General features: G+C 74.0%; 15 protein-coding genes. 6 read left to right on the forward strand and 9 right to left on the reverse strand.

Annotated features, from left to right (window positions below):
- Positions 1–138 precede the first annotated feature (138 nt).
- A complete protein-coding gene (locus tag ACWCRA_RS28120) occupies positions 139–1,965 on the forward strand; it encodes an alkyl/aryl-sulfatase (protein WP_451068906.1) in 1,827 nt (608 codons plus the stop codon).
- 41 nt (positions 1,966–2,006) lie between these two features.
- Here ACWCRA_RS28120 and ACWCRA_RS28125 read toward each other — a convergent pair whose 3' ends face one another.
- On the reverse strand, positions 2,007–3,074 hold the full coding sequence (locus tag ACWCRA_RS28125) for a chitinase (RefSeq protein ID WP_351556011.1): 1,068 nt from the start codon (positions 3,072–3,074) through the stop codon (positions 2,007–2,009).
- Between the two features lie 341 nt (positions 3,075–3,415).
- Between ACWCRA_RS28125 and ACWCRA_RS28130 the strand changes: the two genes are divergently transcribed.
- Positions 3,416–4,444, forward strand: coding sequence for an SDR family oxidoreductase (locus ACWCRA_RS28130; RefSeq protein WP_451068907.1), 1,029 nt, complete (start codon positions 3,416–3,418; stop codon positions 4,442–4,444).
- A gap of 64 nt (positions 4,445–4,508) precedes the next feature.
- Here ACWCRA_RS28130 and ACWCRA_RS28135 read toward each other — a convergent pair whose 3' ends face one another.
- From ACWCRA_RS28135 to ACWCRA_RS28145, 3 genes are all read right to left on the reverse strand, one after another.
- Positions 4,509–5,381: a F510_1955 family glycosylhydrolase gene (locus ACWCRA_RS28135; protein WP_451068908.1), complete on the reverse strand. Its 873-nt coding sequence runs from the start codon at positions 5,379–5,381 to the stop codon at positions 4,509–4,511.
- Between the two features lie 100 nt (positions 5,382–5,481).
- The gene (locus tag ACWCRA_RS28140; RefSeq protein WP_451068909.1) at positions 5,482–6,219 is read right to left on the reverse strand and encodes a DUF305 domain-containing protein; all 738 of its coding nucleotides are present in this window, start codon (positions 6,217–6,219) and stop codon (positions 5,482–5,484) included.
- 91 nt (positions 6,220–6,310) lie between these two features.
- Entirely contained in the window at positions 6,311–6,805 is a 495-nt protein-coding gene (locus ACWCRA_RS28145) for a hypothetical protein (RefSeq protein ID WP_451068910.1), read from the reverse strand.
- Between the two features lie 166 nt (positions 6,806–6,971).
- Here ACWCRA_RS28145 and ACWCRA_RS28150 point away from each other — a divergent pair, with 166 nt between their 5' ends.
- Positions 6,972–7,340, forward strand: a complete 369-nt coding sequence (locus ACWCRA_RS28150) for a BlaI/MecI/CopY family transcriptional regulator (protein WP_351556026.1) — start codon at positions 6,972–6,974, stop codon at positions 7,338–7,340.
- Positions 7,337–8,245, forward strand: coding sequence for a M56 family metallopeptidase (locus tag ACWCRA_RS28155; protein WP_451068911.1), 909 nt, complete (start codon positions 7,337–7,339; stop codon positions 8,243–8,245). The genes ACWCRA_RS28150 and ACWCRA_RS28155 overlap by 4 nt, the downstream gene beginning before the upstream one ends.
- A gap of 237 nt (positions 8,246–8,482) precedes the next feature.
- Here ACWCRA_RS28155 and ACWCRA_RS28160 read toward each other — a convergent pair whose 3' ends face one another.
- Positions 8,483–9,169 (reverse strand): HAD family hydrolase, encoded by a 687-nt coding sequence (locus ACWCRA_RS28160; protein WP_351556031.1) that lies wholly within the window; start codon positions 9,167–9,169, stop codon positions 8,483–8,485.
- A 61-nt stretch (positions 9,170–9,230) separates the two neighbouring features.
- Entirely contained in the window at positions 9,231–9,716 is a 486-nt protein-coding gene (locus ACWCRA_RS28165) for an Lrp/AsnC family transcriptional regulator (RefSeq protein WP_351556057.1), read from the reverse strand.
- 386 nt (positions 9,717–10,102) lie between these two features.
- On the opposite strand from ACWCRA_RS28165, the gene ACWCRA_RS28170 reads away from it, so the two are divergent.
- Positions 10,103–11,476 carry a cryptochrome/photolyase family protein gene (locus ACWCRA_RS28170; protein ID WP_451068912.1) on the forward strand — a complete coding sequence of 458 codons (1,374 nt, stop codon included), beginning with the start codon at positions 10,103–10,105 and terminating at the stop codon, positions 11,474–11,476.
- Positions 11,477–11,504: 28 nt separating this feature from the next.
- Here the strand turns inward: ACWCRA_RS28170 and ACWCRA_RS28175 are convergent, their stop codons facing one another.
- Genes ACWCRA_RS28175 through ACWCRA_RS28185 form a run of 3 tightly spaced genes read right to left on the reverse strand, consistent with a single transcriptional unit; the run spans position 11,505 to position 14,334 of the window.
- Complete coding sequence (locus ACWCRA_RS28175) at positions 11,505–12,617, reverse strand: ABC transporter substrate-binding protein (protein ID WP_351556037.1); 1,113 nt, start codon at positions 12,615–12,617, stop codon at positions 11,505–11,507.
- Between the two features lie 47 nt (positions 12,618–12,664).
- Positions 12,665–13,537 (reverse strand): ABC transporter permease, encoded by an 873-nt coding sequence (locus ACWCRA_RS28180; RefSeq protein ID WP_451068913.1) that lies wholly within the window; start codon positions 13,535–13,537, stop codon positions 12,665–12,667.
- The gene (locus ACWCRA_RS28185) at positions 13,534–14,334 is read right to left on the reverse strand and encodes an ABC transporter ATP-binding protein (protein WP_451068914.1); all 801 of its coding nucleotides are present in this window, start codon (positions 14,332–14,334) and stop codon (positions 13,534–13,536) included. Before ACWCRA_RS28185 ends, ACWCRA_RS28180 begins: the two co-directional genes overlap by 4 nt.
- A 446-nt stretch (positions 14,335–14,780) precedes the next feature.
- On the opposite strand from ACWCRA_RS28185, the gene ACWCRA_RS28190 reads away from it, so the two are divergent.
- Positions 14,781–15,296, forward strand: coding sequence for an SET domain-containing protein-lysine N-methyltransferase (locus ACWCRA_RS28190; RefSeq protein ID WP_351556046.1), 516 nt, complete (start codon positions 14,781–14,783; stop codon positions 15,294–15,296).
- Positions 15,297–15,389 lie beyond the last annotated feature (93 nt).

Here is a 15,389-nt window from a genome sequence, read left to right on the forward strand (position 1 = left end):
GCGCCCCCGGCGCCCGGGGCACGGACCGGAAGGGGCGACGACATGCGGGGAGCCCCGACCGGTGCTGAGATGAGACCCGTACCGAGAGGGGAGAAGCGCGCCGCCGCCGGCCCCGCCCCCGCCCGAACGGAGCGACCCATGAGCCCCCTGCCCTCCTTCGAGGACACCGCGGACTTCGCCGACGCCGACCACGGATTCATCGGCGCGCTCGCCCCGGGCGTGATCAGGAACGCGGAGGGCCGGGTCGTCTGGGACCACGGCGCCTACGCCTTCCTGGACGCCGACTGCCCCGCCACCGCCCACCCCAGCCTCTGGCGGCAGGCCCAGCTCTGCGCCCGCCAGGGGCTGTACGAGGTCACCAACGGCATCTACCAGGTGCGCGGTCTCGACCTCTCCAACATGACCCTGGTCGAGGGCGACCACGGCGTCATCGTCATCGACCCGCTGATCTCCGCCGAGACCGCGGCGGCGGCCCTCGCCCTCTACCGCGAGCACCGGGGCGACCGGCCCGTCACCGGACTGATCTACACCCACTCCCACGCCGACCACTTCGGCGGCGCGCGCGGGGTGCTGTCCCGGGACGCGGAGGACGGGGTGCCGGTCCTCGCCCCCGAGGGCTTTCTCCACCACGCCGTCAGCGAGAACGTCTACGCCGGCAACGCCATGACCCGCCGGGCCGTCTTCATGTACGGCGACCGGCTCCCCAAGGGCCCCGAGGGCCAGATCGGCGCCGGTCTGGGCATGACCACCTCCACCGGCACCCTCACCCTCGTCCCGCCCACCAAGGACATCGCCCGCACCGGGCAGGAGGAGACGGTGGACGGGGTACGGATGGTCTTCCAGCTCACCCCGGGCACCGAGGCACCCGCCGAGATGAACTTCCTCTTTCCCGACCACCGCGCCCTCTGCCTCGCCGAGAACGCCACCCGCACCATGCACAACATCCTGACCCCGCGCGGCGCGCAGGTCCGCGACGCCCGGGTCTGGGCCCGCTACCTCGACGAGGCGATCGACTTCTTCAGCGACGGATACGATGTCGCGTTCGCCTCCCACCACTGGCCCACCCGGGGCCGCGAGAAGGTGATCCGCTTCCTGGGGCAGCAGCGCGATCTGTACGCCTATCTGCACGACCAGACCCTGCGGCTGCTCAACGACGGACTCACCGGCAACGAGATCGCCGAGGCGATCCGGCTGCCGCCCGCCCTGGAGGAGGTCTGGCACGCACGCGGCTACTACGGCTCGCTGAGCCACAACGTCAAGGCGGTCTACCAGCGCTACATGGGGTGGTTCGACGGCAACGCGGCCCATCTGTGGGAGCACCCGCCCGCCGAGCAGGCCCGGCGGTACGTCGAGATCGCGGGCGGCACCGAACAGGCCCTCGCCAAGGCGCGGGTCTACGACGCCGACGGCGATCTGCGCTTCGCCGCCACCCTCCTCAACCACATCGTCTTCGCCGACCCCTCCCACACCGAGGCGAAGGAGACCCTCGCCCATGTCTACGACCGTCTCGGCCACGGATCGGAGAACGGCACCTGGCGCAACTTCTTCCTGACGGCCGCCATGGAGCTGCGCCACGGCGAGAACCGGGCCGTCCTCGACAGCGCCAACCCCGAGATGGCGGGCGCCCTCACCACCGCGATGCTGCTCGACTCGGTCGCCATCCGGATCGACGGGCCGGGAGCCTGGGACGAGGACCTGACCATCGACGCCGTGCTCACCGACGAGCGCCGCCGGCACCGCATCACCCTCCACAACGGGGCCCTCACCCACCGGGCCTATCCGCTCTACCACACCCCGCGCACCGGGGCGGGGCTGACTCTCACCCTCACCCGGCCGCAGTTGCTGGGCATCCTGGGGGGCAAGGGGCTCGAAGGGGTGCGGACCGAGGGCGACCCGGCGCTGCTCGCGCGGCTCTTCTCCCATGTGACCGAGCCCGATCCGGCGTTCCCCGTCGTCACCCCCTGAAGCGCCGGGCGGGCCCGTCGGCCCGCCCGGCGCGCGGGCGGTCAGCGGCCCTGGAGCGCCTTCACATTGTCGCCGAAGGTCCAGTTGCGGGAGCCGTCCCAGTTGAGCGACCAGGTCATCAGACCCTTGAGCTGGCCGCCGTAGCCGTTCCACGCCTGGGCCACCAGACTCGGTGACATATGGCCGCCGCCCGCGCCCGGCTGGGCCGGGAGACCGGGGGCCTGCTTGTCGTAGGGCACGCGGATCGTGGTGCCCTGGATGACCAGACCCCGGTTGAGGCAGTCGGTCTGGGCCCGGAAACCGGCGACGGTTCCGGCGGAGTAGGAGTCACCGGAGCAGCCGTACATGCTGCCGTTGTAGTACTGCATGTTCAGCCACCACAGCCGGCCGTTGTCCGCGTACTTCTTGATGATGGGCAGATACGAGCCCCAGATCGAGCCGTACACCACGCTGCCGCCGGTGACATAGGCCGTCTCGGGCGCCATCGTCAGACCGAAGTTCGGCGGCATCTGGGCGAGCACCCCGTCGATGATGCGGATGAGGTTGGACTGCGATGCCGACAGCTGGTTGATGTTGCCGCTGCCGACCAGCCCGGTCTCGATGTCGATGTCGATGCCGTCGAAGTTGAACTTCTTCAGGATGGGCACGATCGTCGCGATGAACCGGTCGGCCACCGCGCTGGAGCTGAGGTCGATCCCGGCCGCCGCGCCGCCGATGGACATCAGGATGGTCTGACCGTCCGCCTTGGCCTGGCACATCTCGGCCGGGGTCGGGACCTTCACCCGGGTGTCCATCCCGTCCTCCCACAGGACGGTGCCGTCCGAGCGGATCACGGGGAAGGCCGCGTTGAGCACGTTGTAGCCGTGGGCGCGGATACGGGAGTCGGTGATCGGGACCCAGCCGAAGGGCGGGTGGACGCCGTTGGCCGCGCCGTCCCAGTTCTCCCAGTACCCCTGGAGGACCTTGCCCGCCGGCTTCGACTTGACCGCACAGGTCTCGGCGAGCGGCGGTGGTGCGGTGGGCGGCGGGGCCGCGGCGGCGGGCAGGGGTGCCAGAAAGGCCATCGCCAGTCCGGCGGCGCCCAGCAGGCGCAGTGTCCGACGGATCATACGGAGCTCCCTTTGTGCCATTCGTGCCGTGAGGGGCAGGGCAGGCCGGTGGGACCAGGGGGTACGGCCGTGAGCGCGGCCGGGACCGGAGCCGTGGGGACGGGGCTGGGGGGCACGCTCACCTCCTGGACGTGGGGGCCTGGAGACGTACGTGGTGCGACGGCCAAACGGTAGGTTGGTCCAGACCAACCGTCAATGGGGCGCACACAAAAGGCTGTTGGGGCTCGGGATAGGCTGCTGGGCCGCCCGATCGACCCGGTCGACCCGATCGGCGGGCGCGGGCGCGGACGCCCGCGCGGGCCCGGGCGCCCCTGGTCGCGAGCGTGGAGGACGACAGCGGTATGACCATTCTGGTATCCGGAGCGACGGGCAATATCGGCCGGTGGGTGATTCGGCGGCTCCTGGCGGAGGGACGGGATGTCCGTGCGCTGACCCGGCGGCCCGCCACGGCCCGCCTCCCGGCGCGTCTGCCGGTGGCCGAGGGCGATCTCGCCCGCCCCGAGAGCCTTCCGCCGGCGCTGAAGGGGGTGACGGCGATGCTGCTCTTCCCGGTCGGCGAGGCCGTCGACGAGGTGGTGGGTCTGGCGGTGGAGGCCGGGGTGCGCCGGATCGTCGTCCTGTCGTCGGCGGCCGTCACCGCCGGGTACGACACCGAGTACCACTACCCGGTGGAGCGCGCGGTGGAGCGCTCGGGTCTGGAGTGGACCCATGTCAGGCCGGGGGAGTTCGCACTGAACTCGCTCCAGCTGTGGGGGCCCTCGATCAGGGCGGAGCGCCGGGTGGTCGATGTGTATCCCGACGAGTCGGGCACCCCCGTCCACGAGGAGGACATCGCGGATGTCGCCGCCGCCGCGCTCACCGGGGACGGCCACACGGGCCGGGCGTACAGCCTGGCCGGACCCGGGACCCTGAGCCACCGGGAGCAGGTCGCCGCCATCGCCGAGGCCATCGGCGAGCCGATCCGGCTGGACGAGGTCACGGCGGAGGAGGCCCGCGACTTCTACCGGCGCCAGGGCGGGTGGGCGGCCGACAACGCGGACTTCCTCTTCGGCTGGGAGGACTACTCGGGCGCCGCCACCGGCGCCGCGGAGGAGCCCGGGCAGCCGGAGGGGTCGGCGGTATCGGCGGTATCGGAGGGGTCGGAGGGGGCGGCCCGGCGCGAGTCCGAGCACGGGTCCGGGTCCGGGCACGGGTCCGAGCAGGGGTCCGGGTCCGGGGACGGGCACCCCGAGGGGGAGTACGCCGAGCCCTCCGTCCCCTGGGTCACCGCCGCCGATGTCACCGGCGGCACGGCCCGTGACTACGGCCGATGGGCCCGCGACCACGCCGGCGACTTCGGCGGACCCCCCGCCGGGGAGCGCCGGCGGTGAGGACCGGGGGAGCGGGCGCCGGGACGCGGCGCCCGCTCCCCCGGCGCACGGCGGGGCGCCGCCGTCAGTGCCCGCCGCCGGAGGTGACGTCGAGCCGCTTGTCGAAGGTGGCGCCGCCGTCCTCCGACTCGTACACCCCGTCCTGGGTGGCCGCGATCAGCCGCCGCGCGTCGAGCGCGGTCAGTGCCTGCGGGGCACCCCCGGGCACGGTCCCGGCCCGCTTCCAGCTCTTTCCGCCGTCGGCGCTGCGGCTGAGCCCGCCGGACGGGTCGATGCCGTAGAGGGCGTCCTTCACGGGCCAGGAGACGAACGCCAGGGCGGGCTTCGCGCCCGGGCCGAAGGTCCTGCCTCCGTCGGTGCTCCGGGTGAGCCCGGACTCGGTGGTGGCCAGCACCGTCCCGGGGTCGTCGGGGCTCACCGCGAGATCGAGCGCGGTCAGCTCGCTCCGCTTCTCCCAGCGGGTGCCGTCCTCGCTCACCCGCAGCACACCGTTGGTGCTGTCGTAGCCGTAGATCGTGTCGTGGGCGTATTCGAGGGAGTGGAAGTCGACCTCGCCGACGAGTGACCTGTCCTTCCAGGAGACCCCGGAGTCGCGGCTCTCGATGAGGCCGAGGTTGGCGGGGGCGTCCCGGCCGGGCGCCGGGTGGCCACTGGCGAGGAACCTGCCGTCCCCGGTGATGGTGAAGCCCATGAAGTCGTCCTCGCGGTCGCCGACGAGCCGGGGGTCTCCCTTCGCGTCCGGGGTGTGGATGCCTTCATGGGTGGCCACATAGAGCTTGCCGTCGGACGGGCCGATGCCCACTCCGTGGATATGGCTGATGGCGGGGGCCCCGCCCTCGGTGTCCTTCGCTCCGGACGAGCCGGAGTCGGTGCAGGCGGCGAGGGTGAGCACCAGCGCGGCGGCGGAGGCGGTCAGCGCGGTACGACGCATCTTCATGGGGTCCTGATCAGGTGAGAGGGGTCCGGGCGGACCCGTGGTCCGGTGGTGCGGAGGGGGGCCGGCCGCCGTGTGGCGGCCGGCCCGGGAGGGTGGGGGCTCAGAGCCTTCCGAGGATCGCGGTCAGCTCGTCGATCTCGGTGGACTGGCCGGCGACCACCTCGTCCGCGAGTTTCCTGGCGGTGGCGTTCCGGCCGTTCTTCCGCTCGTCCTCGGCCATCTCCACCGCGCCCCGGTGGTGGTCGATCATCAGCTGGGCGAACTTCCGGTCGAAGTCCTTGCCCTGGGAGGCCTTCAGCCCCGCCATGTCCTGCGCGGTCATCATTCCGGACATACCGGAGCCGGATTCCGCGTCGGAGCCCGATTCCGATTCCGAGCCCGATTCCGAGCCGTGGTCCATGCCGCCGCCGGCGGATTCGGGCTTGCCCCAGGCGGCGAGCCAGGACCTCATCTTCTCGATCTCGGGCTTCTGGGCACCGGCGATCCGCGCGGAGAGCTTCTTGATCTCCGCGTCCCGCGCGCGGCCGTCCGCCAGCGCGGACATCTCCAGGGCCTGCTCGTGGTGCGGGATCATCATCTGCGCGAACATCACGTCCGCGTCGTTGAAGGCGCCCGGCGCGGGGTTCTTCCCGCCGGCCGGGGCACTGGCCGAACCGGTGCTCGGCCGGGAGCCGCCGTGGTCCATGCCGTCCATGGAACCGCTGTCGCCGCTGTCGCCGCTGTCGCCGCCGCAGGCGGTGAGCAGCAGTCCGGCCGCGGCGACGGCGGCGACCAGGGCGGTACGGCGGCGGGCGCGCGGGCCGCGCGGGGCAGTGCTGAGGGAGGACCTGATGGTCATGGATGACACCTCGTGCTGTTCTGTTCTGTCGGATCGGTGGCGGAGACGCTCGGGGCGCGGGCAGCGTGGTGCGCCCGCGGTGGCGTTCGGCCTAGATCCGCAGAATCGACAGTCGCGCGAGGTCGGGTCCGGACGGTGGGGGATGGGGCCGCAGGGACGCGATGACCAGGGCGCGGAGCGCCGGCAGCCACTCCGTCCGGCGGCTGAGCGCCGCGCGCAGCAGCACCGCGAGGACCCAGCCGGCGAGCACCGCCACACAGAGCGTGGACATGTCCATTGCCATGCCCTGGTCATGGGCGGTGCCGCCGCCGTCGGTCGTGCCGGTTCCGGTGGTGGCCGCCGTGGTGTTTGCGGTTCCGGTTCCGCTTCCGGTGGCGGTGTCAGCCGGATGCGTGACGCCGGCGGGGCCGGCGGCTTCGGAAGCCGGGGCCGGTTCCGGTGCCGGGGCGGCTGCGGAGTGAGTCATTCCGGAGCCGCTGTCGGGGTGTCCGGTGGTGTGCATCGCGAAGACACCCAGCGCGAGCACGGCCACCAGCAGCAGATGCCCCCAGGCACCTGCCGCCCGCATGCTCCGGCGCGCGTCCATGACTCCCACCTCCGTGCCCGACCCTAACCCAGGTGCCGGGCCGCGATCGCTCCCCACCCCCTCCCGGTTCCGCTAAGCGGCATGGCACTCGCACCGCGCATACGGGACGGTACCGGCGGCTACGATGGGTGACCGGGGACACCGGGGGCGACAGAGATGAGCGGGCGTGCGACAGCTGGGTGAGCTGGAGGCGGAGATCATGGACCGGCTCTGGGCGTGGGGCCGTTCCGCCACCGCCCGTGAGGTCCGCGACGACCTCAACAGGAAGCGCCCGATCGCCTACAGCACCGTGAAGACGGTCGCCGACATCCTCTTCACCAAGGGCCTGCTCAGCCGGGAGAAGGAAGGCCGGGCCTGGCTCTACACGGCCACCTGCACCCGCCAGCAGTACACCGCCGCCCGGATGCAGGACGCGCTGGAGGACAACCCCGACCCGGCCGGGGTGCTGCTGAGCTTCGTGGAGCAGATCTCCGCCGACGAGATCCAGGCGCTGCGCGCCGCGCTGCGGGCCGCCAAGCGCCGGAGCGATCAGTGAGCACCGTCCTGGCCTCGGCCGGGTACGCGCTGCTGGCGGGCGCCGTGGCGCCGTACGCCCTGGTGCGGGCCGGGTGGACCCACCGCGCCCCGGCCGCCGCCGTGCTCGCCTGGCAGGCGCTGGCCCTGAGTTTCGTCGTGGCCACCGCCCTCGCCGTCTGCCATCTGCTGCTCGCCGGGCGCTCCGCCCACCAGTGGCTCACCGGGCTGCTGAGCGCCTGCGGGGAGGCGGTGGGCGCGGCGGCCGGGGGCTCGCTGTCACCGGCGGGCGCGAGTCTGCTGCTGGTGCCCGCCGGGGTGGTGCTGCTGCCGCTCGGGCTGCTGGCCGGCACGGCCTGGCGGGCCCGCCGGGAGCGGCGCCGCCACGCCGATCTGCTCCTGATGATCGGCACCGAGGCCCCCGGGTACGGCGCCACGGTCGTGGAACACGCCGTTCCGGCGGTGTACTGCCTGCCCGGCCGGGACCGCCGCGTCGTGGTGACCCGGGGTGCCCTCGACGTACTGACGGGGGAGCAGGTGCGGGCGGTCCTGGCGCACGAGCGGGCGCATCTGCGGGGCCGTCACCATCTCCCGCTGCTGGCGGCCGGGGCGTTCGCCGCCGCCTTCCCGGGGCTGCCGCTGGCCCGGCGGGTGCGCGGGCAGACCGCGCTGCTGCTGGAGATGGCCGCCGACGACCGCGCCCTGCGGAGCCACTCGCGGGACGCCCTGGCCACGGCCCTGTGCGAGGTGGCGGCCGGCCGCGCGCCGCGTGCCGGACTCGGCGCGGGCGGCCCGGACGCCCTCGTACGGCTGCACCGCATTCTCGACCCGCAGGCGGGGCCGTCCCGGGCGGCCAGGCTGGGGATCGTCGCCGCGTCGTTCACCGCGCCGGTCCTGCCGCTGCTGCTGGGGTGCGGCCCGCTCTGACCGTCGTCCCGCTCCGGGTGGGCGCGGACGGTGGCCCTCCTGCTTCCTTGGCGGCTGTGCGCGGTGCGCATGGTCCAGGAGAGCCACCGGCCGGCGTGGTGCCGTGGTTCACGGTACCGCTAATCAGCTTAGTGGTATAGCTGGTCTCGCGGTGGTGCGGCGGGGTGGTGCGGCGGCCGTGGTGCGGGGGTGCGCGGCTCAGGACCGCGGTTCAGGACCGCGGTTCAGGACCGCGGTTCAGGACGCGGCCGACAGCCAGTCGTGCGCCGCCCGAGCGGTGAACTCGTCCTGGCCCCCGGGGAAGAGCAGCTCGGCCGAGCGGAACGCCGGGTCCGCGACGGTCGCCGGGACATAGGGGATGGCGATGCAGCGCATCCCCGCCGCCCGCGCCGCGGCGGCGCCGGGCGGGGCGTCCTCCAGCACCACGCACCGGGCGGGCTCGGCGCCCAGCCGGCGGGCCGCCTCCAGGAAGACATCCGGCTCGGGCTTGCCCCGGGGGACCTCCTCGGCGGAGACGGTCGTGGTGATGAAGGCGTCCAGGCCCGTGACCGCGAGGACCGCCTCGATCGCCGCCCGGGACGAGCCGGAGGCCACGGCCATCGGCACCCCTTCGGTGTGCAGCAGTTCCACGAACGCCCGCATCTGCGGATACACCTCGGTGCCCGCCCGGACCAGTTCCAGATAGTGCCGGTTCTTACCGGCGAGCAGTTCCGCGACCGGCGCGTCGATGCCGTGCTCCGCGCGCAGCGCCGTCAGGGTCTCGCGGGTGCTGATGCCGATGAAGTCGGTGTGGCGCTCCCAGCCGAAGTCGGTCACCCCGTAGTCGGCGAGCAGCCGGCGTCCCGCTTCGTAGTAGTTCGGTTCGCTGTCCACCAGCGTGCCGTCGAGATCGAAGATGACTGAGGTGGTACGGAGGTTGCTCATGTGCTCCAGCATGCCAAGCCGCCCCCGGCCCGGTGACATCCGGTGCCGGGCTCACCCGTACTCATCTCGGCGCGCCGCCCGCCGCCCGCCCCAGGGACTCCACCAGCGGCAGCAGCCGGTGCGGGACCCGCTCCCGCAACGCCATCTCCGTCCGGGTGCGCACGACCCCCGGCAGCCGGATCAGCTGCTGGATGACGTCCTCCAGATGCCCGTTGTCCCGGGCGACGACCCGGGTCAGGAGGTCGCCGCCGCCCGTGATCGAGAACGCCTCGATGATCTCCGGCACCGCCGCGAGTGCCTCCCCGACCTCCTCCAGATGTCCCTGGGTGACCTCGATGTGCACAAAGGCCAGCACCGGGTGGCCGAGCGCGGCGGGGGAGAGCCAGGGGCCCGTCGCGGTGATCACACCCTCCCGCTCCAGCCGGTCGATCCGCGCCTGGAGCGTGCCGCGCGCGACGCCCAGCAGCCGGGCGTACTCCCGCACGCTGGTGCGCGGCTGCTCGATCATCAGCCGCAGAATGCGGGTGTCGAGCGCGTCCACCGCCATGGTGCTCCACCGGCCCTTTCCCTGGTCGCTCAGTCCGGTCCCGACCGTACCAACGGCCTTCACCGCCCCCACCCGCGCCGCCCCGCCACACCGGCGCGCATATCCGCCCCCGCGACGGCGGGCCCGGCACCGGGGCCTCCTCGGTCGCCGCACCCCGGCACCCGGCTGCCCGGGTCACCGCCCCCCGGCACCGGGCCGCTCCGGTCAGCGCACCCCGGCACTGGGGCCGCTCCGGTCACCGTCCCCCGGCACCGCCCCCCGGGCACCGGGCCCAACATGCACCGGGCCGCCCCGTTCACCGCCCACCGGTGCATCCGCCCCCGCCTCCCGCAGGGAACCCCCTGCCGACACACCCCACCCCCCGAACCCTCCCCAGGAGTGGCGCCATGACGGTCTCCGTCGTCCTGTTCACCTCGGATCTGCGGCTGCGCGACCATCCGCCGCTGCGGGCCGCCCTCGACACCTCCGACGCCGTGGTGCCGCTCTTCGTCCTCGACAGCGGCATCCACGGCGCCGGCTTCGACGCGCCCAACCGCCGCGCCTTCCTCGCCGACTGCCTCGGCGATCTGGACGGCGCGCTGCGCGAGCGCGGCGGGCGGCTGGTCGTCCGCTCGGGACGGACCGCCGAGGAGACCGCGAAGGTCATCGCGGAGACCGGCGCCGGCGATCTCCATCTCGCGGCCGGGGTCTCCCGCTACGCCGGCCGCCGGGAGGAGGCGCTCCGGAGGGAGACCGAGCGCCTCGGCTGCCGGCTCCATGTCCACGACTCCGTGATCACCGCCGTTCCGCCCGGAGCGGTGGTGCCCGCCGGCTCCGACCACTTCGCCGTCTTCACCCCGTACTTCCGGCGCTGGTCCCAGGAACGGCTGCGGACCCCGCACGGCGCCCCCCGCCGGGTGAGCGTCCCCGAGGACCTCGCGTCCGATCCGCTCCCCGGGCGCCGCGGCCTCGCCGGGGTGGCGCCGGGGCTCGCCGCGGGCGGCGAGCGCGAGGGCAGGCGGCGGCTGCTCGCCTGGACCCGGAGCGGCCTCGACGCCTACGAGGACCGGCACGACGACCTCCCCGGCGACGCCACCTCCCGGCTCTCGCCCCATCTCCACTTCGGCACCCTCTCCCCGGTCGAACTCGTCCACCGGGCCCGTGCCCGGGGCGGCCCCGGCGCCGAGGCGTTCGTCCGGCAGCTCGCCTGGCGCGACTTCCACCACCAGGTACTGGCCGCCCGCCCGGCCGCCGCCGCCGAGGACTACCGCACCCGCCACGACGACTGGCGCTCCGGGAGCGCCGCCGCCGACGAGATCACCGCCTGGCAGGAGGGCCGCACCGGCTATCCGGTCGTCGACGCCGCGATGCGCCAACTCCTCCACGAGGGGTGGATGCACAACCGGGGCCGGCTGCTCGCCGCCTCCTTCCTTACCAAGACGCTGTACGCCGACTGGCGCGTCGGCGCCCGCCACTTCCTGGCGCACCTGGTGGACGGCGACATCGCCAACAACCAGCTCAACTGGCAGTGGGCGGCGGGCACCGGCACCGACACCCGCCCCAACCGGGTCCTCAACCCGGTCCGCCAGGGCCGGCGCTTCGACCCCGACGGCGACTACGTCCGCCGCTGGGTCCCGGAGCTGGCGGGGCTCGCCGGGTCCGCCGTCCACGAGCCCTGGCGGCTCCCGGACGAGGAGCGCGCCCGGTACGACTACCCCGCGCCACTGGTCGGCCTGCCGGAGGCCCTGGCCCGGTTCCAGCACGCGCGGGGCATCGGCTGACACGGTCCGGCGGCGCCCTGGCACTCCCTCAGCGACGGTGCCCCACGGCCTCCTCGTAGAGCGAGCGGTCCACGGCCCGCTCCTCCGGCACCGGCTCGCCGTCCACGACCCCCGCGTCCCGGTACGCCCCCTGGACGCGGTCGGTCGTACCGGCGCGGATCTCCCAGTCCATCCGCAGCGAGGGAGTGGACGTCAGCACCGGCCGCTCCGTCTTCAGCAGCCCCGCCAGCTCGCCCGCGAACGCCGCGTCGCGCTTGTAGTCGCCCGCGAACCAGGTGTTCACGGTGCGGATGTACGCCCGCACCAGGGCCACGCCCGCGTCCGGGTCGGCCCGCAGCAGCCCGGGGCCGAGGAGCAGCCCGCCCAGCGGCTCACCGGCGGGCTGGCCGCCGAGGAAGGCGTACGACGGATCTCCGTCCACCATCCGCCACACGGGGTCGAGCAGCCAGGCGGAGTCCACCGCGCCGTTGCGCAGCGCGGTGAGGACATCGGCGGAGCCGAGCTGCTGGAACCCGATCCGGTCGAGGCCGCCGCCGTGCCGCCGCAGCGCCCGGGCCAGGGGGTAGGCGATGACGGAACCCTTGCCGATCATCGTCCCCAGGGTGCGGCCCGCCATCGGGACGCGCGCCGCGCTCTCGCCGTCCCTGAGCCGCACCCACAGACCGCTCTTCGACCCCCGCCCGGGTGAGAAGTTCCCGGCGACCCACTTGATGTCGAACCCGGCGGCCACCCCGTTCACCACGGCGGCCTCGGGCGCGGCCCACTGGGCGTCGATCTCGCCCCTGGCCAGCAGCGGCAGCGCGTCCGGTGTCGGCAGCACCCGCAGGGTGACATCGAGGTTCTCCCGGGCGAACTCGCCCTTGCGGGCCGCCACCACGAGGGGTGCGGCGTACTCGGCGCTCAGAGTGGAGCTCACCAGGGTGAGCCGGCGCTTCTTCGCGAGCGGCCGCGGCGCGGGCGCGCCCCGCTCGCAGCGCGCGGGGGCCCGGTCCGCCGAGAGATCGGCCGGGTCGGTCCAGGCACCCCCGCCGCACCCGGCGACCGGCACCACCGTGCGCGGCGCGGCCCGACCGTCCGCCGGACCCGCGCCCGGTCCGCCGCACCCCGCCGAGACGAGCAGCGCCCCCGCGGCCAGCAGCACGGCCGCCCTCGTCCGCGCGCGCGTCGCCCCTCCGCGAGTCCGACGGTTCACGACCGGCCCGGTCCGCGGTCGCGCGGGGCCCAGGGGGTGAGCAGCCGGCCGGTGAGCCGCACCAGTTCGGAGAGGACCACACCGAGCAGGGCGACACAGACGATCCCGACGAACATCACATCGTTCCGGAAGAGCGCCCGGGAGTCGAAGATCAGATGCCCCAGCCCCTCGGTGGCCGCGATCTGTTCGGACGCGACGATCACCAGCACCGCGACCCCCGCCGCGATCCGCGCACCGACCAGCACGGCCGGCAGCGACGCGGGGAGCAGCACATGGCGGAACATCTGCCAGGGAGAGGCGCCGAAGACCCGGCCTGCGTCACGGTGCCCGGGGGGCACGGCGATCACCGCGGCCATGGTGGAGATCCAGACGAAGAAGAAGACGGTGGTCGCCACGAGTGCGATCTGCGGACCCTCGCCGAGCCCGAACATATTGAGGAAGACCGGCAGCAGAGCGAGCTTGGGCACCACGTACAGCGCGTCGAGCATGGGTTCGAGCGCGGCTCTGACCAGGGAGAACGATCCCATGAGCAGCCCGAGGAGATATCCGGCGGCGCTGCCGGCGGCGTACCCCGCGAGCACGCGCCCCAGGGTCGCCCGGGCATCCGGCCAGAGCGCGCCCTCGGCCGCGCGCTCCCAGCCGTCCGCGGCGATGGTGCCCGGCGCGGGATAGACCCGGGGATCGATCCAGCCGTTCCCGGCGGCGAGCTGCCAGAGCAGCAGCAGGACGAGAGGGACGGCGACGGCCAGCGACACCTCCAGGGCCCGGCGCCTGCGGTGGGTGCGCACGGGGTGCAGCTCGCGCGGGCCCGGACGCCGCACCAGCACATGCCCGTCGGTGCCCTCGGGGCTCCCGCTCGCCGTACTCATACCGGGACCGCCCCGGCGCGCACCTCACCGCGGAGCAGCTCCCACAGCTCGCTTCTGAGCGCGGTGAACTCCGGCGCCGAGCGCACACCGGCCGAGCGCGGACGGTCGAACGGCGGCCGGCGCTCGGCGATGATCCGGCCCGGTCGCGCGGACATCACCAGCACCCGGTCCCCGAGGACGATGGCCTCCTCCAGGCTGTGGGTGATGAAGAGGGTGGTGGTGCGGGTGGACTGGGTGAGTTCCAGCAGCTCGTCCTGGAGGATGGTGCGCAACTGGGCGTCGAGGGCGCCGAACGGCTCGTCCATCAGCAGGATCTCCGGCTCCACGGCGAGGGCGCGGGCGATGGCGACCCGCTGGCGCATCCCGCCGGAGAGGGCGGACGGATAGGCGTCCGCGACATCGGAGAGCCCCATCCGGGCCAGCCACCGCGCCGCCCGGGCGTCGCCCTCCCGGCGGGGCGTCCGCTGGATGTCCAGCCCGAAGCGGACGTTGGCGAGGACCGTCTTCCAGTCGTGGATGCCGTAGTCCTGGAAGATCATCGCGGCGGGTCTCGGGGACCCGGTCCTGATCTCCAGCTCACCCGCGGAGGGGCGCAGCAGCCCGGCCGCGATCCGCAGCAGGGTGGACTTCCCGCAGCCGGAGGGGCCGACGACACAGACGAACTCGCCGGGCGCGACGGAGAGATCCAGCGGGCCGAGCGCGTGCACGGCACGCGGGCCCCGGCCGAAGTCCCGGGTCAGGGCGGTGGCGCGGAGCTTGTTCGGCGGTGGCGGCGGTGTCGGATCGGGCTCTCCCACGGCGGCTCCTCGGCGCGGAGTTCTGATGAAGGGCCCCGACGACGATATGACGAACCGTCAGATACGGGAAGGGGGCGGGGGAGGCGGAAGGGGCCGCGCCGGCCCCGGGTGCCGAGGGGCGCCCGCGACGCCGGGGCGCGGGAGCCCGGTGCGCTCCCGGTGCGGGGGCCCGGCGCTCCCGGTGCGGGGCCCGGCGCTGGAGCCCGGTGCGCTCCGGAGGAAGGCCCGGGTACGGGCACTGGGTGCCTCCCGGCGCGGCGGCGGCGCGGGACGCCCCCGGGCCCGGCACGGAAATACCCGGGAGGGCAGGGGCCTGGCGCCCGGGGGGCCAGTGCTGTTGTGTGGGTGGTGTCCGCGGTCCGGCGGAGAGCTCCGGTGACACCCGGTGCCCCGATTCCCGCTGCGCGCGCACTCCTGCTCCGCCCGTTCTATCGAAGGGCTCCCCCGTGACTCGTGAGAACTCCGACACCGCCGTGACCACTGTGCCGGGGGCGGCGGTCCGGGGCCCGGGTGCCGAACTCCGGGAGGCGCGGGGCAAGGGAGGCGGGGTGTTCGCCACCCGCACTTTCCGCACGGGAGAGCTGGTGCTGGACGGGGTCATCGAGGCGGAGCTCGACCGCAACGACTCCCATGCCTCTCAGATCGGCTGGAATCGATTTGTCCGGCACGGCGGTCTGATGCCCAAGGTGAACCACTCCTGCGACCCCGAGTGCGGGGTGCGGCTCAACGCCTCCGGCGCCCACGATCTCTTCGCCCGCCGCGCCATCGCGGCCGGCCGCGAGATCACCTTCGACTACGCGATGCGCAACTTCTCCATCGAGCACTTCCCCGCCCTGTGCGGATGCGGCTCACCGCTCTGCCGGGGCCGGGTCACCGGCTGGAAGGATCTCCCCGCCGCGCGCCGGGACGCCTACCGGGACTCCGTCGCCCCCTATCTCCTCGACGGCCCGGCCGCCCCGTGAACCCGCCCCGCGCCGCCGGCCACCCCGGCCGGCCGGCGCCCCCGCCGCCGCCGAGTTGGCGCATACTGTGCGGTGGATCAGCTATCGGTGACG

The organism is Streptomyces sp. NPDC001889 (genome assembly GCF_053594535.1).